The sequence below is a fragment of the Rahnella sp. AA genome (genome assembly GCF_002834385.1).
GTDB lineage: Bacteria > Pseudomonadota > Gammaproteobacteria > Enterobacterales > Enterobacteriaceae > Rahnella.
In genome coordinates this window covers 152867-170487 of the sequence record NZ_PITQ01000008.1, presented here as the reverse complement: position 1 = coordinate 170487, position 17621 = coordinate 152867, and the positions used below count along the sequence as shown (strand labels likewise).

Below are 17621 nucleotides of genomic sequence, written 5' to 3'. Positions count from 1 at the left end.
CTCAATTTCTCAATTATTTATAGTAAATTCATGGTTATAAAATATTTAACTTCAATCCGTCAGGCCAAAAAAAAGCCCCCGGAAGAAATCTTCCGGGGGCTATCTCTGCGTTCTGCGCCACTGGAAGATCTAAACGTCTCCCAGCACCAATCGCCTGAAAGACTAGTCAGGGTGATGGTGATGATGGTGGTTAATCAGAACGTTTGTCATGTCAGTGTCTCAATTTATCTATTCATATGCCGCGTGATTCAGGTTTGAATCATCCGCAACACGTATCAAATTCATTGGCAATAAAACTAAACTATCGGGCTGCCAGTGCGCAACCTTTTTTTATGATGATGAGTTTTTCTTATCTGCTGAAGGGGTTTCATCGCAAAAATGAATGATCTGTTAACAGACGCAGATAAAACCTTACGCAGGCTGAACGGGGAAAAGGCGTAGTTTGCTAGTATAAAGAAAGATATCAGCAATTGGCGACGTGATGCCAAATCTGAACAAATGGAGCAGAGTATGAAGAAGGTTTCGATTATCGGGCTGGGGTGGCTGGGAATGCCGTTAGCAAGGGCGCTGGCTTCCAGAGGTTACGATGTGGTCGGCAGTAAAACGACACCGGATGGTGTGGACGCCGCCAGAATGGTCGGTATCGAATGTTTTCCACTGGTGTTTACGCCTGAGCTGGTATGTGAGGCTGAGGATCTGGAGCGGTTGCTTAACGCAGATGCGCTGATTATCACGTTACCGGCGCGCAGAACCGTTGAGGGCAGTGAACTCTATTTTCAGGCGGTACAATTGCTCACCGACAGCGCACTGGCGCATAACGTGAAACGGATTATTTTCACCAGCTCGACGTCTGTCTATGGCGAAGGTGAGGGCCTGGTGCGCGAAAACTCTGCGCTTGAGCCGGTGACGGCCAGCGGCAAAGTGCTTAAAGAGCTGGAGAACTGGTTCCACGGATTACCGAATACCTCCGTCGACGTTCTGCGTCTGGCCGGGCTGGTGGGCGGCGATCGCCACCCAGGCCGGTTTATGGCCGGTAAAGCTCAGGTCAAAGGCGGTCAGCAGGGCGTGAATCTGGTGCATCAGGATGATGTGATTGCCGCCATTACTCTGTTGCTGAGCCTGCCAAAAGGCGGACATACCTATAACCTCTGCGCCCCGGTGCATCCGTCCAGAGCGGCATATTACCCGGTCGTGGCAAAACAGTTAGGGCTTGAGCCGCCGACTTTTGCTGAAGAGGCTTCAGCCACAAAGGGGAAAGTTGTCGATGGCGGGTTAATCTGCAAAGAGCTGGGGTTTGAATACCAATACCCCGACCCGCACACTATGCCTTTTTAATCCGTAAAGGGCTTTCAAATAATATAACGTGATGACCTGCCGGAAATTTCGGCAGGTTTTGAAAATTCGCTGGATTAATGTTCAGCACGTTAAGTTCTGTCTTTGAGTGAAAGTCCCCCGCCTTTGAAAATAGCCTGTAATAAATAATTCAACAATTAGCCCGATTAATGGCTCTTCCTTCCGCAGGGATATTCCCTAATACCCTTAATAGCGACAGTTAAAGATGTGCTTTATGCGTTTTTTTACCCGCCAAAGTGGCGTTGAGTGCTGTATTGGTAATAAAAGTCCTAGTTATAAGCTTTTAATTCGTCATTGGGTGGTATAAACCACTTTTTTAAGCCCAATCATTAAAGTTTTCCTGAAGAGTTGCCGATAGGGTAGTACGGCAAAACTACGCCGTTTCATCATTTCTTCTTAACAATCTGACCGTCTGGTTGGATGCGCCTCCCTGCATGATCACAAATTCTTACAATCATTGTCTTTTTACTTTTGAAATAGCGTGGTTGCTCACGATTTCAAAACAATCTGCACTTATTTTAGCCGCAATTTTTTAGGACTACTCCCCGATAGGCCGCATGGTGACTGGGTTGCGCACAATTAGCACAATGATCATGCTATATGAAATTTGCAGCATAAAACACTGCCTGAGCTATGATTAATTTCTGTGTATGCTAACCATTTGGGTTTAAGTGGACTTTGTACAAAATGATCTAAAAAAGGCGAAAAAAGACAGTTTGAAGACAGCTTTTTAGACGCTTTTTTACTTTTGACTGAAAAGTGCGCAAATTTTTACGATAAATTGCACTTTCGGAGACAAAATAAATTTTAAAAGTGTGATGTACGTCACACTTTATTCAAAATTCGGCAACGGTAAGATTGTATGTATAAAGGAAACGGGGTTAGAGTTGCGTCGTAGTAAGATTATTCCTAATAATGTATGTAAAAGCGTTTCACTGAACGAGACGCCATCACAGCAACGGACTCTGCCAGTACACCAAAACTGAAGTGTTTTACGATTACTTAGCAGTGCAATTGTCACAATTAATTTAGTTTACATCAGGAACAACTTTGTATTGGCGGTGAAGTAAATACCGCGGGATAAATCTAATTGTCATCGTGAGATTTATTAATCAGCCAATGATCCAATTGTTTTGATAGTAAAAAATACTCCTGCCACGCCGGGTAAAACTCTTGCTGCATGGAATATGTCTATCAATCAGCCACCTTAAAAAAGTGGCATCGGTAATGGGGTAGAACAGAATGTCCGAATTGCTTAAGCACATATATGATATCAACCTGTCATATTTACTGTTAGCACAGCGTTTGATTAACGACGAGAAAGCCTCAGCGATGTTCCGGCTGGGGATTGATGACGTAATGGCAGACACCCTGGGACAGCTGACACTGCCTCAGATGGTGAAATTAGCTGAAACGAACCAGCTTTTGTGCCAGTTCCGCTTTGATGACAGTAAGACAATTGAACGCTTGACGCAGGAATCGCGTGTGGATGATTTACAGCAAATCCATACCGGCATCTTGTTGTCCAGTCACCTGCTGAAAGGCCTGGCTGCGAAAGATAGCGGCGCGATGAAGAAAAGGGCGTAGCTATGTCTGGGAAAGATGCGTCAACCAAACCGGCAGAAAAAAGTATCGTTCAGGAAGCACGGGACATTCAGCTTGCCATGGAATTGATTACGCTGGGTGCCAGATTGCAGATGCTGGAAAGCGAAACGCAATTAAGTCGTGGCCGACTGATTAAATTGTACAAAGAGTTGCGCGGGAGCCCGCCGCCAAAAGGAATGTTGCCGTTCTCCACCGACTGGTTTATGACCTGGGAACAAAACATTCATTCTTCCATGTTCTACAACGCGTATTCGTTCTTGTTAAAGAGCGGCCATTGTAACGGCGTGGAAGCGGTGATTAAGGCTTACCGTTTATATCTGGAACAATGTCCTGAACAACCTGGAGAAGCGCCGATTCTCGCACTGACCCGCGCCTGGACACTGGTACGTTTTGTCGACAGCGGAATGCTGCAGCTCTCTGCGTGCAACTGCTGTGAAGGATCATTTATCACCCATGCACACCAGCCTCGCCACGGGTTCGTCTGCAGTCTTTGCCAACCGCCATCCCGGGCAGTAAAAAAACGTAAACTTTCCCCGCAAGTTGCCGATATAACATCTCAAGAGCTGGACGAACAGGTCAAGCGCGCAGTTTGAGATGTATGGGTTGCAGTATGTCGTTCTGAGCGGTGGTTACACCGCTCATCATTTCTCCCCTGAACATCTCAGTTATCCATTGTCTGGCATCTTTTATGCACGTTTTAGCTGCGTAAATTCTGGCAAGACTCTGGCGTCGCGTGTTACCTCGCCCTGAAACCACATCGAATTAAGGATTCATCGTGCTAGTGATAATAGGTTACATCGTGGTGTTGGGCTCAGTCTTCGGCGGTTTCATGCTCGTCGGTGGTGAACTGGGCGCGTTATACCAACCAGCAGAATTGCTCATCATCGGCGGTGCAGGTATTGGTGCCTTCTTTGTCGGTAACAACGGCAAGGCCATCAAATCCACCATGCGCGCGTTGCCGCAGCTGTTCCGCGCGTCGAAATACAACAAAGCGTTGTATATGGATCTGATGGCTTTGCTTTACCGGTTATTAGCAAAATCACGTCAACAGGGGATGCTGTCGCTGGAAAATGACATCGACAATCCCAGCGAAAGTGACATTTTTGCTAATTATCCGCGCATCATTGCCGATAAACATTTAGTCGAATATCTGACTGACTACCTGCGTCTGATGGTCAGCGGCAACATGAATGCTTTCGAAATTGAAGCATTGATGGATGAGGAAATTGAAACCTACGAACACGAAAGCGAAGTGCCCGCCAACAGCCTGGCGCTGGTCGGTGACTCGCTGCCGGCATTTGGTATCGTCGCCGCCGTTATGGGGATCGTCCACACCCTGGCCGCCGCAGACCGTCCGGCAGCCGAGCTGGGCGCATTGATTGCCCACGCGATGGTCGGGACTTTCCTCGGCATCCTTTTGGCTTACGGTTTTATCTCTCCTCTGGCGAGCGTTCTGCGCCAGAAAAGTGCTGAAAACGCCAAAATGATGCAGTGCATCAAGGTGACATTGCTGTCGAGTATTAATGGTTATGCGCCACAAATTGCCGTCGAGTTTGGCCGCAAAACGTTGTACACCTCAGAACGACCTTCATTTATTGAGCTGGAGGAACACGTTCGTCAGGTCAAATCGCCGGGTCAGAAACAAACTGAAGAAGAAAAAGTATGAAGCATCAGAGTCATCCCATCGTTGTTGTGCGTAAGAAAAAGAACAAGCACGGCGGCGGGCATCACGGCGGTTCGTGGAAGATTGCTTACGCTGACTTTATGACAGCGATGATGGCTTTCTTTCTCGTGATGTGGCTGATTTCGATCTCCAGCCCTAAAGAACTGGTGCAAATTGCCGAATACTTTCGTACGCCGCTTGCGGTAGCCATCACCGGTGGCCCGCGCAGCAGCGATGCAACCAGCCCGATCCCGGGCGGTGGGGCAGACCCTACCGTGCAGGACGGTGAAGTACACAAAATGGATCAGTCGCAGGGCGAGAGTAAACGCGAAGCCGGCGACTTGCAGAAATTGCAGCAGAAACTGGAAGACATGCTGGCAGCCGATCCGCGACTGAAAGATTTGCGTCCGCACCTGATGATTAACCTGACCGAGCAAGGTTTGCGCATTCAGATTATTGATAGCAAAAACCGCCCGATGTTCCAGCTCGGCAGTGCGATTGTTGAACCTTACATGCGGGATATTTTGCGGGCGATTGCGCCAGTGCTGGATGATTTCCCGAACAAAATCAGTCTTGCAGGTCACACCGATGACATGCCGTATGCCACAGGCGAACGTGGTTACAGCAACTGGGAGTTGTCAACGGATCGTGCCAATGCTTCGCGCCGCGAGATGATTATCGGTGGATTAAGCGAAGGTAAGGTTCTGCGCGTGATGGGCATGGGATCTACCATGCAGTTGAAAAACCATCCGGCGGGCGACGCGATAAACCGTCGTATCAGTATTTTAGTTCTCAATAAACATGCTGAGCAGGCCATCGAGCGGGAAAACAGCGAAGGCGAAGCGATTACGATCAGCGATGCGGGCGAGTTGCAAAGACAAGTACAGGGCACCAAAACCGTGCCTGCATTAGCGCCACAAGCGAGTCCGGCTCCGGCTGCTCCGGCATTAGCCCCTAAGGCTAGCCAGGCACCAGCAGTACCCGCACCAGTAAATACACAAGCACCACCATTACCCGGGATTGGGACGCAAACGCCAGTGACACCATCGGCAGGCGCTCAACCTGCGACGGCAGCTCCGGCTGCTGCGGCAGGCACGGCACCTGCGACACATTAACAAGCCGCGATTCACAGCAGAGGTGATCACGTGAGCATGGATATTACTGATTTTTATCAGACATTCTTTGATGAAGCAGACGAGTTGCTGGCGGACATGGAACAACATCTGTTGTTACTTGATCCGGATGCGCCCGATATTGAGCAGCTCAACGCGATTTTCCGCGCTGCGCACTCAATCAAGGGCGGGGCAGCAACCTTTGGATTTACGGTTTTACAGGAAACAACCCATTTACTGGAAAACCTGCTCGACGGTGCTCGTCGTGCTGAAATGAGCCTGAGCACCGACATCATCAACCTGTTTCTGGAAACAAAAGACATTATGCAGGAGCAACTCGACGCCTATAAATCATCACGGGACCCTGACGCAGAAAGCTTTGAATATATCTGTGCAGCCCTGAGACAACTGGCTCTCGAAGCGCAACAACAGCGAGAGCCTGCGCCTGATCTTCACGTCGTTGAAGATGAGCCTGCGGCGGCGGCTGCTGCACCGGCAACCGTTGCTCCGGCGGCGGGTAAGGGCGGTCTGCGAGTCCGTCTGTCCGGCCTGAAAACACAGGAAATCCCTGTGATGTTGGAAGAACTGGGCAATCTTGGTGAGATCAAAGATCCCGTTCAGACCGATGACAGCGTGGAAGCGACACTGGTCACCACCGTCACCGAAGACGACATCATTGCTGTTTTGTGTTTTGTCCTGGAACCAGAACAAATCAGTTTCACGCAGTCTGCAGCGCCGGTGGCCTCTGCCCCCGTCGCCGTCACGGCACCGGTTGTGGCTGAAGTTGCACCGGTTCCGGCAGCAGCTCGCCCGGCACCGGTACTGACTGCGGTACCTAGCAGTGAGCCTGCGAAAGCGCGTGCGCCGAAAGCGCCGGAATCAACCAGTATTCGCGTTGCCGTTGAAAAAGTAGACCAGCTGATCAACCTGGTCGGCGAACTGGTGATCACCCAGTCGATGCTTGCGCAACGTTCTGACCTGCTGGATCCGGTGGTTCACAGCGACCTGCTTAACAGCATGGGGCAGCTTGAACGTAACGCCCGCGATTTGCAGGAATCGGTGATGTCGATTCGTATGATGCCGATGGAATTCGTCTTCAGCCGCTTCCCGCGTCTGGTGCGTGATCTGGCAAGCAAGCTGAATAAGCAAATCGAACTGACGCTGCTCGGCAGCTCTACCGAGCTGGATAAGAGCCTGATCGAACGTATTATCGACCCGTTAACGCACCTGGTGCGTAACAGCCTTGACCACGGTGTGGAAACGCCGGAAGTGCGTATTGCCAACGGCAAAGAGCCGACCGGTAACCTGACACTGTCTGCTGAACACCAGGGCGGTAACATCTGCATCGAAGTTATCGATGACGGTGCGGGCCTGAACCGTGAACGTATCCTGGCAAAAGCCGCGTCGCAGGGTATGAATGTCAATGACAACATGAGTGACGAAGAAGTCGGCATGTTGATCTTCGCCGCCGGGTTCTCGACGGCAGAAAAAGTCACTGACGTTTCAGGCCGCGGTGTGGGCATGGACGTGGTGAAACGTAACATTCAGGAAATGGGCGGTCACGTCGAAATCCATTCCCAGCAGGGCAAGGGGACGACTATCCGTATCCTGCTGCCGCTGACGCTGGCGATCCTCGACGGAATGTCGGTTAAAGTCGGTGAAGAAGTCTTCATCCTGCCGCTGAATGCCGTGATGGAATCGCTGCAACCGCTGGCAGAAGATTTACATCCTCTGGCCGGTGGCGAACGTGTTCTGCAGGTTCGCGGTGAATACTTGCCGCTGGTTGAGCTTTACAACGTCTTTGATGTTGAAGAGGCGAAAACCGAAGCTACGCAGGGCATCGTCGTTATTTTGCAAAGTGCAGGACGTCGCTACGCATTGCTGGTCGATCAGCTGATAGGTCAGCATCAGGTTGTGGTGAAAAACCTGGAAAGCAACTATCGCAAAGTGCCGGGCATTTCCGCCGCGACCATTTTGGGCGACGGTAGCGTGGCGCTGATTGTGGACGTCTCTGCATTGCAGACGCTGAACCGTGATAAGTTAGCAACAGGCGCAACCGCTGCATAATAAGTAAAGCTTCCCGGTGACCTGAACCGTCGCCGGGTGTGAAAAACTCAGGCCGATTTAAAGATAAAAGCAAAGGTGAACAACATGGCAGGACTTGCAACCGTGTCGAAAATTGCGGGCGAAACAGTAGGTCAGGAATTTCTGATCTTCACTTTAGGCGATGAAGAATACGGCATTGATATCCTGAAAGTGCAGGAAATCCGCGGATACGACCAGGTAACCCGCATTGCTAATACACCGTCATTCATTAAAGGTGTGACCAACCTGCGCGGTGTTATCGTGCCAATCCTCGACCTGCGTGTGAAATTCGCGCAGGAAGATGTGATTTACAACGAAAACACCGTGGTTATCGTACTGAATTTCGAAAACCGTGTTGTCGGGATCGTTGTCGATGGGGTTTCTGACGTGCTCTCCCTGAGCCAGGATCAGATCCGCCCGGCACCGGAATTCGCCGTCACCATGTCGACAGAATACCTGACTGGCCTGGGCTCTTTGGGCGACCGTATGCTGATTCTGGTGGATATCGAAAAACTACTGAGCAGCGAAGAAATGGCGCTGGTTGATTCGGTAACGAAGATCTGAGTCTTTGAAGGTCAAGGTCAAGGTCAAGGTCAAGGTCGTGGGCGCCGGCCCACACCGGGTTAAGGGGCGTAAACGCGCCCCTTAACAATCCTGCGTTTTTCTCACTGCGCGCTGCCGCTGGAACGACGGACATGTTCTGCCACAACGGCGCGTGGCGCAAATCTTGCCGCTGCGCGGTTCCTTCTCCCGATCCTGAAGCCTCAGGTCTTCAGGCCGCTCCGTTCAGCAAGATTTTGAGCGCGCCAGTCTCGAACAAATATCAGTCTCGAAAAAATGCCAGTCTCGAAAAAAATCCTCGCTATGATTCTTATTTAAAATCATGTGGTTAATTGGGGTTTCTTGCTCCTCCCCCTGCGAAGGGGGAGGCCGGGAGGGGGTTTTAATGCCATCTCTGCAATTCCCTGAAAACCATAAAAACTCTCTGGAAGCAGTATCTCATTCCCAAAGTTTGCCCATTTTCTCCGTATGGTTATCCAGTTATTGTCTCCTCGCTGCGACAAAATCCGCAGCCGTAGAGGCATCTCTTTTTCACCCCACCAAATCCCTTTCCCTAAATTCTTTCCGCCAGCGCGTCGGCGTGGTGTTAAGCCGTTGCCGGAAGTGGTGGCGAAGCGCTTCGGGTGAACCGAAACCCGCCTGTTCTGCGATGCTATCAACGCTCATTTTTCCGCTTTCCAGCAACGCGCAGGCTTTTTCCAGCCGCACGGTCAGCATCCATTCGCCCGGCGTGGTGCCGGTTGCATCGTGAAAACGACGCAAAAATGTCCGGCGGCTCATCCCGGCCTGAACGGCAAGTTGCTCAATAACCATCGGCGTATTGAGATGGCTGCGTAAATCATCCAGCAGCGGCGCGAGCGTTTTGGCCTGCCGCAGCGGCACCGGTTGCTGAATAAGCTGCGCCTGATTTCCTTCACGCATCGGCGGCGTCACCATCCGGCGGGCGGTGCGGTTGGCGACTTCGATACCGTAATCGCGGCGGATCAGATGCAGGCATAAATCGACACCCGCCGCGCCGCCCGCAGAGGTGATAATGCTGCCTTCATCGACGTAAATCATGCCGTGCTCGACCTGCACTTTCGGGAATCTCTGCGCCAGAATATCGGTGCTGTTCCAGTGCGCGGTGGCCCGTTTTCCGTCAAGCAAACCGGCCGCGCCGAGCACAAAACTGCCTGCGCAAATCGACACAATCCGCGAGCCGTCGTTATGCGCTTTTTGCAACGCTGCAATCAGCCGCGCCGGTGCCGGTTCATGGACGCTGCGCCAGCCGGGGATCACAATCGTGCCCGCGCCTTCGAGCAGTTCCAGCCCGCCATCGACCACCAAACGGACGCCCCCCTGTGCGCCAAATGTGCCTTCCTCAACTGACGCCACGGACAACTCATATAAGGGTTCGCCGGTCAGTTCATCGGCGCGACCAAACGCTTCGACCGCTGTCCCAAATTCAAACGTGCACAAGCATTCATAGGCGAGCAAAACCAGCCGCCGGTTTTGCGGTGCAGAAACGCGCGTTGCTTCAATTTTTTGCATAACAGGTTACCGTCAGTTTGGCATGATCTTGACGATACATGGCATATCCGCTGATTTCCACTTCGCCGCCAATCTTTCATGCTGAACGCCTCTCAACGTTTGCAGGATTTACGCATGAAAAACACATTGGCACTGATGGCTGTGTGCCTCGCCGCCCTGATGTCAGGGCTGGAAATCTCCAGCGTACCGGTTATCTCGCCGGTGCTTGAAACGCAGCTGCACGCCAGTTTCCGCGAACTTCAGTGGATCATGAACGCGTACACGCTGGCTTGCACAACCGTGCTGATGGCAACCGGCACGCTGGCGGACCGTTTTGGCCGCAAGCGCATATTCGTCATCAGCATCGCCGCGTTCGGGCTGACGTCGCTGATGTGCGGATTATCCGGCAGCGCCGCGTGGCTGATTGCCGGGCGTTTTCTTCAGGGGCTGAGCGGCGGTGCGATGCTGACGTGCCTCATTGCCATTCTTTCCACGCAATTTCCGCAAGGCAAGGCACGCAGCCAGGCATTCGCCGCGTGGGGGATTACCTTCGGCTTCGGGCTGGGCTTCGGGCCGATTATCGGCGCGCTTCTGGTGGCGTGGCTGAGCTGGCAGTGGGTATTTCTGGTGCATTGTTTTATCGCGGTGATCACCCTGATTCTGGCGCTGAACAACGTGGTGGAATCCCGCGACGGGCAGGTCAAAAAATTGGATCTCGGCGGGTTGCTGACGCTGTCGGTCACCGTCATGGGCGCAACGTACCTGATTACGCAGGGCAGCAGCCTGGGCTGGAGCAGTACGCTGGCGCGCAGCATTATTGTGGTAACGGCGCTGAGCGCGGTGCTGTTTGTCTGGACGGAGAAACGTCACCCGCACCCGATGTTTGATTTTTCTGTGTTCCGCATCCGGCCATTTTCCGGCGCGCTGATGGGGTCTGTGGGCATGAACTTCAGCTTCTGGCCGCTGATGATTTACCTGCCGGTTTATTACCAGAGCGGGCTGGGGTACAGCAGCGTGGCGACCGGGCTGGCGCTTCTTGCGTACACATTACCGACGTTGCTGATGCCGCCGCTGGGCGAAAAACTGACTGCCCGGTTCGGCGCGGCACGGCTGATCCCGCTGGGGTTATTCACCATCGGTGCGGGTTTTATGCTGATGAATATCGCCGTCGCAACACACACCAGCCTGCTGCCGGGCGCACTGATCGCCGGAGCCGCGCTGGGCCTGACCAATACGCCGGTGACCAACACCACCACCGGTTCCGTCCCCGGCGACCGTGCGGGGATGGCGTCGGGGATTGATATCAGCGCGCGGCTTATCACGCTGGCGATCAACATCGCGCTGATGGGCAGCCTGCTTGTCGCGGGCATTGCCTCCAGCCTGAAAGCCTTGCTGCCCGCCGGAGAAAATTTACCGGCAATCGCCGAGCGGATAGCCGGTGGCAGCGACGTTTCACTCGCGCAGGGGATCTCAGCGCAAGCGCTGGCGGGCGGCTTTTCAGGTGTTTTGCTGTACGGCGCGACAGGCGTCTGGGCACTGGCGCTGGCGAGCAAAATACTGTTTGGTCGTACACGCTAGATTTTCATTATGACCTCTGGCTGACGTAGCCAGGCAGAGGCCGGGCACAAGGCGTTTAAAATACAGTTGGAGAGAAATTTAAAACCATAAAAACTCTCTGGAAGCAGTATCCCATTCCTGCGCTTTGCCCGTTTGTTCTGTGGGGATATCCGGTTATTGTCTGCCCGCTGCGGCAAAATCCGCAGCCGGGTGTAGGAACTCGGTAATCTTTTGATGACACGGCGTTTTTTTGTGCCATCGCTATGCTTCACCTTTATAAAACGGATTTATACCGTATTATATTTTCGGTGACTCAGGCGGGGCAGCTTTAGCTGGTCGGTACCCAATAGAACCGATATTCCTACCCCCGTCTGAGTTACCACCTGAGTGTAGGACTCCAGTGGTAACGTGATACCCAATCTATTGGAAATGAACTAATGAACACTCAGATTTCAGAAATACTCCCCGACTCATGGACGCTCACAGACAGATGCAGGTTACTCGCGAATGCGCTGGTGAATCCGCAAAATGACGACGCGCAGGATAAACTTTGCCTGATGCTGCAAACCCAACTGATGAACCTTGAGATAGCGTTACGCCAGCCTGTTCCCGAACACCGCCAAAATATGGGGATTCCATTAGACGACGGTTTATTTGATTACACCGAAGCGGAACCGGAAGAACTTTGTGATCAATGTTCTGCCCTGAACTTTGCACTGCTGACGCTGCATGATAAGAGAATAAAAGAGATTTTAGCGTTTGTGCTGTGTGAACGTTTCGAGATGCTGCGCTGTTCGCTCTATGCCTCAGGCGAGGTGATCCAATGAAAAAGGACTGGCATCAGGCTGATATCATCGCCGCAATTAAAAAGAAAGGCACCACACTGGCCGCAGTATCCCGTGAAGCGGGGTTATGTTCTTCAACGCTGTCGAATGCGCTAACGCGCAAATGGCCAAAAGGCGAACGGCTGATCGCCGAAGCGATTGGCGTGAGAGCCGAAGTGATCTGGCCGAGCCGATACACTGAAATCTAATACCGGCGTCTTTTGAGACAAAAAATGAAGCAAGGCGAAAGGGGGTAAATTTACCCCTTTATTTTTTAGCCTCGCTAACGCATTGATATTACTTAACATATTATCACTGCCATAAAAAAGGGTTTTGGCGCTATAAAGCGCTTAACACATTGTTTTTGATTTGGATCCCGCTATTCTGTAACTGTTCACTGCCGTACAGGCAGCTTAGAAACTCATCACAGCGAAGAACCGCAGAGTCTTCATGTTCACTGCCGTACAGGCAGCTTAGAAAGGCATGCGTCGCCAAGTATCCCCTAAATTATCGTTCACTGCCGTACAGGCAGCTTAGAAAACTAAATACATGATTGCAGCCTAATCCAGAAAGTTCACTGCCGTACAGGCAGCTTAGAAAAACGATAAGCAGGGGGACTGGTTATTGCCGGTGTTCACTGCCGCACAGGCAGCTTAGAAAGCCACCTGGCCGCGCGTGATGCCGAAGTGAGGGTTCACTGCCGCACAGGCAGCTTAGAAAATAGTGAAGCTGGGTATTCGCGAAATCTTCAGGTTCACTGCCGCACAGGCAGCTTAGAAAAGGCTTGGTAGTGCGTCGGAATAAGTTTTAATGTTCACTGCCGCACAGGCAGCTTAGAAAATGATGCGAACGGTCAGCAACTCCGTCATTCCGTTCACTGCCGTACAGGCAGCTTAGAAACTTGGAGGCTGACCAGGCGGTGCTACGTTAAGGTTCACTGCCGTACAGGCAGCTTAGAAATGGACAGATAAACCCTAGGTGAATCTCAGACCGTTCACTGCCGTGCAGGCAGCTTAGAAATTCATTTTCGGTGCGCAGATGCTTGTTTCCATGTTCACTGCCGTACAGGCAGCTTAGAAAAGCATTCTAAATGGCACCGCTCGCCGCAAGATGTTCACTGCCGTACAGGCAGCTTAGAAAGACTGGATACCGCCCAAGCTCAAGCATACACAGTTCACTGCCGTACAGGCAGCTTAGAAAGGGGCCGTTCACTTCTACAATAATTCGGGGTAGTTCACTGCCGTACAGGCAGCTTAGAAAATATGTAGACGTAAATGACGAAGGAGAATTAGGTTCACTGCCGTACAGGCAGCTTAGAAAGGGAGGCCAGACTCAAAAATCGAGACATTCCCGTTCACTGCCGTACAGGCAGCTTAGAAATTCTCAACCGGTCACGCGATTTCCTCAAATTTGTTCACTGCCGTACAGGCAGCTTAGAAAATGAAGAACCGGCGGTGGATTGTCGGCGCACCGTTCACTGCCGTATAGGCAGCCAAAAGCGGTAATTCCACTTCCCAAAAGGGAAAGGGTTAATTATTTTTTTAACACAATTACTTAACAACAATTCAATCGTGGAAATACAACATAATAAAAACCAACATATTTGAAAGAATGCAGGGCGGGTATATGTTTAAGTGTTGATGTTTCATCCGATTAGGTTACTTTAATTTCTGTGCTTTCCGGACGCCAATAAAAGGAACACCAAATGGCTGAAAGATTAATGCCTGCCGCGATGGCATTTCAGAAGAGGCGTAGTGCGCCATCTTACCAACGCGCAGACGCACTCGATGTAATGATTGATACATTACAAAATACGGCTCAGCAACTTGGGCAGGCCGGCGAATGAATATATTACTGGTCTCTGAATGTAATAAAAAAGCCTTAATCGAAACCCGCAGAATTATCGATCAGTTTGCCGAACGTAAGGGAGAAAGAACCTGGCAGACGGCGATCACTCTTGAAGGGCTTAATACATTACGCCAGATATTGAAAAAGACGGCTCGCAGAAATACGGCGGTCGCCTGCCACTGGATTAAATCCAATAATCAAACAGAAGTTATATGGATTGTCGGGAATATCCGCCGGTTTAATGAAAAAGGCTCGGTGCCGACACATTCCACCCGGCGGGATATTCTTAAATCTGACAGTGAAAATTCATTTCACAGCCTGCAAACCCTGGCGCTGCTTGCCGCCATTGCCGGTCTGTTTCATGATTTTGGTAAAGCCAACCGGTTATTTCAGAATAAATTAAAAGGGAAGGGGAAAAGCTTCGAGCCTTTCAGGCATGAGTGGATTTCTGTCTGGTTGTTTCGGGCATTTGTTGCCGGGCAGACGGATGAACAATGGCTCAGGTCTTTAGCCTCCCTCTCTGCGGATAGCGAGAAAGCCATGATCAATAATCTGGCTACGTATCATGGGCTGCACAGCCCGCTGGAGGGGTTGCCGCCTGTTGCACGGTTTGTTGCATGGCTGATTGTTTCACACCACCGTTTGCCGGTTTATCCCCGTCAGGGGGTTAATGATCACCACCAGAATCCCCCGCAACTTAGCGATATTGATCACTGGCAAGATCAGCAGCTTGCGGCTTGCTGGAACTCCACCAATATGGAAGCAAAATGGACCGAAAAAGAGCTGAGCGGCGTCTGGCAGTTTCCGTACGGGACGCCGTTGCAAAGTGCCACCTGGCGCAGTAAAGCACACAAGTTTGCGAACCGGGCATTGCAACTCTCCCTGTTCACCTCTCCTCATGCTATTTCCGAACAGCGTTTTACCCGCCATATCGCCCGGCTGGTTTTAATGCTCTCCGACCATCTTTATTCTTCCTTGCCTGCCACTGCCGGATGGCAGGACCCCGGCTATGCGGCGTTCGCCAATACGGATAAAGCCGGAGCGTGCAAACAGCAGTTAGATGAGCACAACGTCGGCGTCAGCCAGAATGCGTATTTGCTGGCGAAAAGCCTGCCGTTGTTGCGGGGGACATTGCCGGCCATTGCCCGCCACAAAGGCTTTAAGAAACGGACGCCGGATGCGAAATTTCGCTGGCAGGATGAGGCGTTTGATGTCGCCTGCGGCCTTCGGGAGCAGGCGGGCGAGCACGGATTTTTTGGTATCAATATGGCCTCGACGGGTTGCGGTAAAACACTGGCGAACGCCCGCATCATGTATGGCCTCTCAGATGAGGCGCGGGGTTGTCGCTTTTCTGTCGCACTCGGCCTGCGAACGCTGACGCTGCAAACCGGGGATGCCCTTGGCGAAAAGCTACATCTGGATAAAGAAGATCTGGCTGTGCTGATTGGCTCACAGGCAGTTCAGCGGCTGCATCAGCTAAATGATGATCGTACCAGCCCGGTGAAAACCGGCAGCCAGTCTGCCGATGCGCTTTTTGCGGAACATCAGTATGTCCGCTATGACGGAACGCTCGATTCGGGACGGTTAGGCCAGTGGCTGAAAGATAAGGGAACGCTGCTGAAATTACTCAGTGCGCCTGTACTGGTCACGACGATTGACCATCTGATCCCGGCGACGGAAAGCCTGCACGGGGGGCATCAGATAGCCCCGATGCTGCGTCTGCTGACGTCCGATTTGGTCCTCGACGAACCCGACGATTTTGAACTGGCTGATCTCCCCGCGCTTTGCCGGTTAGTCAACTGGGCGGGAATGCTGGGCTCGCGGGTCTTGCTGTCTTCCGCCACGCTGGCACCAGCGTTGGTGCAGGCGTTGTTTAGCGCTTATGCGGCAGGGCGGAAAGACTACCAGCAAGCCTGCGGGCAGCCGGGGCTACCGGTGAATATCTGCTGTGTATGGTTTGACGAGTACAATGTGGCCAAAAGCCAGCAGATGACCGGAAAATCCTTCGGTGTACAACATCGGGCATTTGTCGAAAAACGTGTCAGCCAGTTGCAGCAGGCTCAGGCGCTGCGTAAGGCGATTCTTGTTGTCACATCACCCGCCAGCATTCGTGAAAGCCACGTTCTGGACGCTGTCGCGCAGCGTATTCATCAGTCAGTCTTTGAACTGCATCAGCGCCATAATCAGATAAATGACGGTGATAAAACGATTTCTGTGGGCATCGTCAGAATGGCAAATATCGATCCGCTGGTGGCCGTCGCGCAGCGCCTTCTCGCGACTGCTTCGCCTGAAGATTACCGGTTACATTATTGCGTGTACCACAGCCAGCACCCGCTGGCGATGCGTGCACATATCGAGAACCGGCTGGATGCGACGCTGAACCGTTATGATCCGCAAGCCATCTGGCAGGTCAGTGAAATTCAGCAGGCCATCGGGCAGCAACCGGAAAGGCACCACATTTTTATCGTGCTTGCCACAGCAGTTGCCGAAATTGGCCGCGACCACGATTATGACTGGGCTATCGCTGAGCCGAGTTCGATGCGCTCGCTGATCCAGCTCGCTGGTCGTGTACAACGCCACCGGCAAAATCCCCCGGCCTTACAGAATATTCATATCCTGCATAAGAACGTCAAAGCCCTGCAACAAACAACACCGCAGCGCCCGGCATATCACAAGCCGGGTGCCGAAGGCAGCGGCAGCCATCTGTTTGCCAGCCATGATCTGCACGATTTGCTGGAGCCAGAACAGTTCGCAATCATCAATGCCATTGCTCGCATTCAGGAACCTGAGGTGCTGAAACCCAATGAAAGGCTGGCAGATATGGAGCACGGGCGGCTCTGGGCGGAATTGTCCGGTCGCCAGCCTTGTACTGATAATTACGCTGCCCGCTGGTGGCGTGATGAAGCAACCTGGTGCGGTGAGCTGCAAAGGCTCACGCCGTTCCGCCAGTCCGCGCCGGATAATCTTTATGCGTTATGGCTGGAAGACGAAGGCGATGAGCCACGCTTTCGTCAGACAGATGAGGGAGCTGAAGGCTGGAAGGACAGCAGTGCATTTAAGCCGACAGGCCTAGATTACGTGCAGGGCGTCAGTGCCTGGATGGACATGGATTGTGAAACGATTTATCAGCGGCTTGCCGAAAACTTTGGTTGGGAACTCAGGCGCGTCAGCACGATTTTTGGAGAAATACGGTTGCGCGAAGATGCCACTAAACGATGGTGCTGGCACGAAATACTGGGCGTGTTTGGCGCACTCGATTGAGTGCGCCGCTGCTTGTACAGCAGTGAACAATTTCTAGTACAGATTTTCCTAAACTGCTTGCACAGCAGGGTGCCCAGCTTACTGCGAAGGCAAATCAAGAACAAATTTTTATTGATTTTCCCTTAGTATAGATTGGTTATATTTTTTTTGGGTGTATTATACCCTTACCTTTTGTAAGGAGGCCGTAAGGGCATGCGCCTGAAGCTCATAATCAGAATTATCATTTTTCTAGCGTTGATGCTG

At 51.9% G+C, this 17621-nt stretch carries 13 protein-coding genes, 1 CRISPR repeat array and 1 other annotated feature; of the genes, 12 read left to right on the top strand and 1 reads right to left on the bottom strand.

The genetic code is table 11. The annotated features are described in order from the left end of the window. Positions 1-66: 66 nt before the first annotated feature. Positions 67-187, bottom strand: a sequence feature (His leader region). A 323-nt stretch (positions 188-510) separates the two neighbouring features. The 7 genes from CWS43_RS19140 (at position 511) to cheW (ending at position 8382) form a co-directional block, all read left to right on the top strand. Beyond that, a complete protein-coding gene (locus CWS43_RS19140; protein ID WP_101078670.1) occupies positions 511-1335 on the top strand; it encodes an SDR family oxidoreductase in 825 nt (274 codons plus the stop codon). A 1260-nt stretch (positions 1336-2595) separates the two neighbouring features. Beyond that, positions 2596-2940, top strand: a complete 345-nt coding sequence (gene flhD, locus CWS43_RS19135; RefSeq protein ID WP_101078669.1) for a flagellar transcriptional regulator FlhD — start codon at positions 2596-2598, stop codon at positions 2938-2940. A 2-nt stretch (positions 2941-2942) separates the two neighbouring features. Beyond that, complete coding sequence (flhC, locus tag CWS43_RS19130) at positions 2943-3551, top strand: flagellar transcriptional regulator FlhC (RefSeq protein ID WP_101078668.1); 609 nt, start codon at positions 2943-2945, stop codon at positions 3549-3551. A gap of 182 nt (positions 3552-3733) precedes the next feature. Further along, complete coding sequence (motA, locus tag CWS43_RS19125; RefSeq protein ID WP_101078667.1) at positions 3734-4624, top strand: flagellar motor stator protein MotA; 891 nt, start codon at positions 3734-3736, stop codon at positions 4622-4624. Then, on the top strand, positions 4621-5736 hold the full coding sequence (gene motB, locus CWS43_RS19120) for a flagellar motor protein MotB (protein WP_101078666.1): 1116 nt from the start codon (positions 4621-4623) through the stop codon (positions 5734-5736). Before motA ends, motB begins: the two co-directional genes overlap by 4 nt. A gap of 36 nt (positions 5737-5772) precedes the next feature. After that, positions 5773-7800 (top strand): chemotaxis protein CheA, encoded by a 2028-nt coding sequence (gene cheA / locus CWS43_RS19115; protein WP_198555874.1) that lies wholly within the window; start codon positions 5773-5775, stop codon positions 7798-7800. Between the two features lie 84 nt (positions 7801-7884). Further along, on the top strand, positions 7885-8382 hold the full coding sequence (gene cheW, locus CWS43_RS19110) for a chemotaxis protein CheW (protein ID WP_101078664.1): 498 nt from the start codon (positions 7885-7887) through the stop codon (positions 8380-8382). A 528-nt stretch (positions 8383-8910) separates the two neighbouring features. Here the strand turns inward: cheW and CWS43_RS19105 are convergent. Next, positions 8911-9909 (bottom strand): helix-turn-helix domain-containing protein, encoded by a 999-nt coding sequence (locus tag CWS43_RS19105; protein WP_101078663.1) that lies wholly within the window; start codon positions 9907-9909, stop codon positions 8911-8913. Between the two features lie 114 nt (positions 9910-10023). Here CWS43_RS19105 and CWS43_RS19100 point away from each other — a divergent pair, with 114 nt between their 5' ends. The 5 genes from CWS43_RS19100 (at position 10024) to cas3f (ending at position 17378) form a co-directional block, all read left to right on the top strand. Beyond that, positions 10024-11466: an MFS transporter gene (locus CWS43_RS19100; RefSeq protein ID WP_101078662.1), complete on the top strand. Its 1443-nt coding sequence runs from the start codon at positions 10024-10026 to the stop codon at positions 11464-11466. A gap of 416 nt (positions 11467-11882) precedes the next feature. Next, positions 11883-12272: a hypothetical protein gene (locus tag CWS43_RS27580; RefSeq protein WP_232777078.1), complete on the top strand. Its 390-nt coding sequence runs from the start codon at positions 11883-11885 to the stop codon at positions 12270-12272. Next, on the top strand, positions 12269-12478 hold the full coding sequence (locus CWS43_RS19090; protein ID WP_101078661.1) for a helix-turn-helix transcriptional regulator: 210 nt from the start codon (positions 12269-12271) through the stop codon (positions 12476-12478). Before CWS43_RS27580 ends, CWS43_RS19090 begins: the two co-directional genes overlap by 4 nt. A gap of 183 nt (positions 12479-12661) precedes the next feature. Further along, a CRISPR array of direct repeats spans positions 12662-13769; the repeat unit is 28 nt; unit sequence GTTCACTGCCGTACAGGCAGCTTAGAAA. A gap of 205 nt (positions 13770-13974) precedes the next feature. Further along, positions 13975-14115, top strand: a complete 141-nt coding sequence (locus tag CWS43_RS27275) for a hypothetical protein (protein ID WP_157825414.1) — start codon at positions 13975-13977, stop codon at positions 14113-14115. Further along, complete coding sequence (gene cas3f / locus CWS43_RS19085; RefSeq protein ID WP_101078660.1) at positions 14112-17378, top strand: type I-F CRISPR-associated helicase Cas3f; 3267 nt, start codon at positions 14112-14114, stop codon at positions 17376-17378. The genes CWS43_RS27275 and cas3f overlap by 4 nt, the downstream gene beginning before the upstream one ends. The last annotated feature ends 243 nt before the right edge of the window (positions 17379-17621 follow it).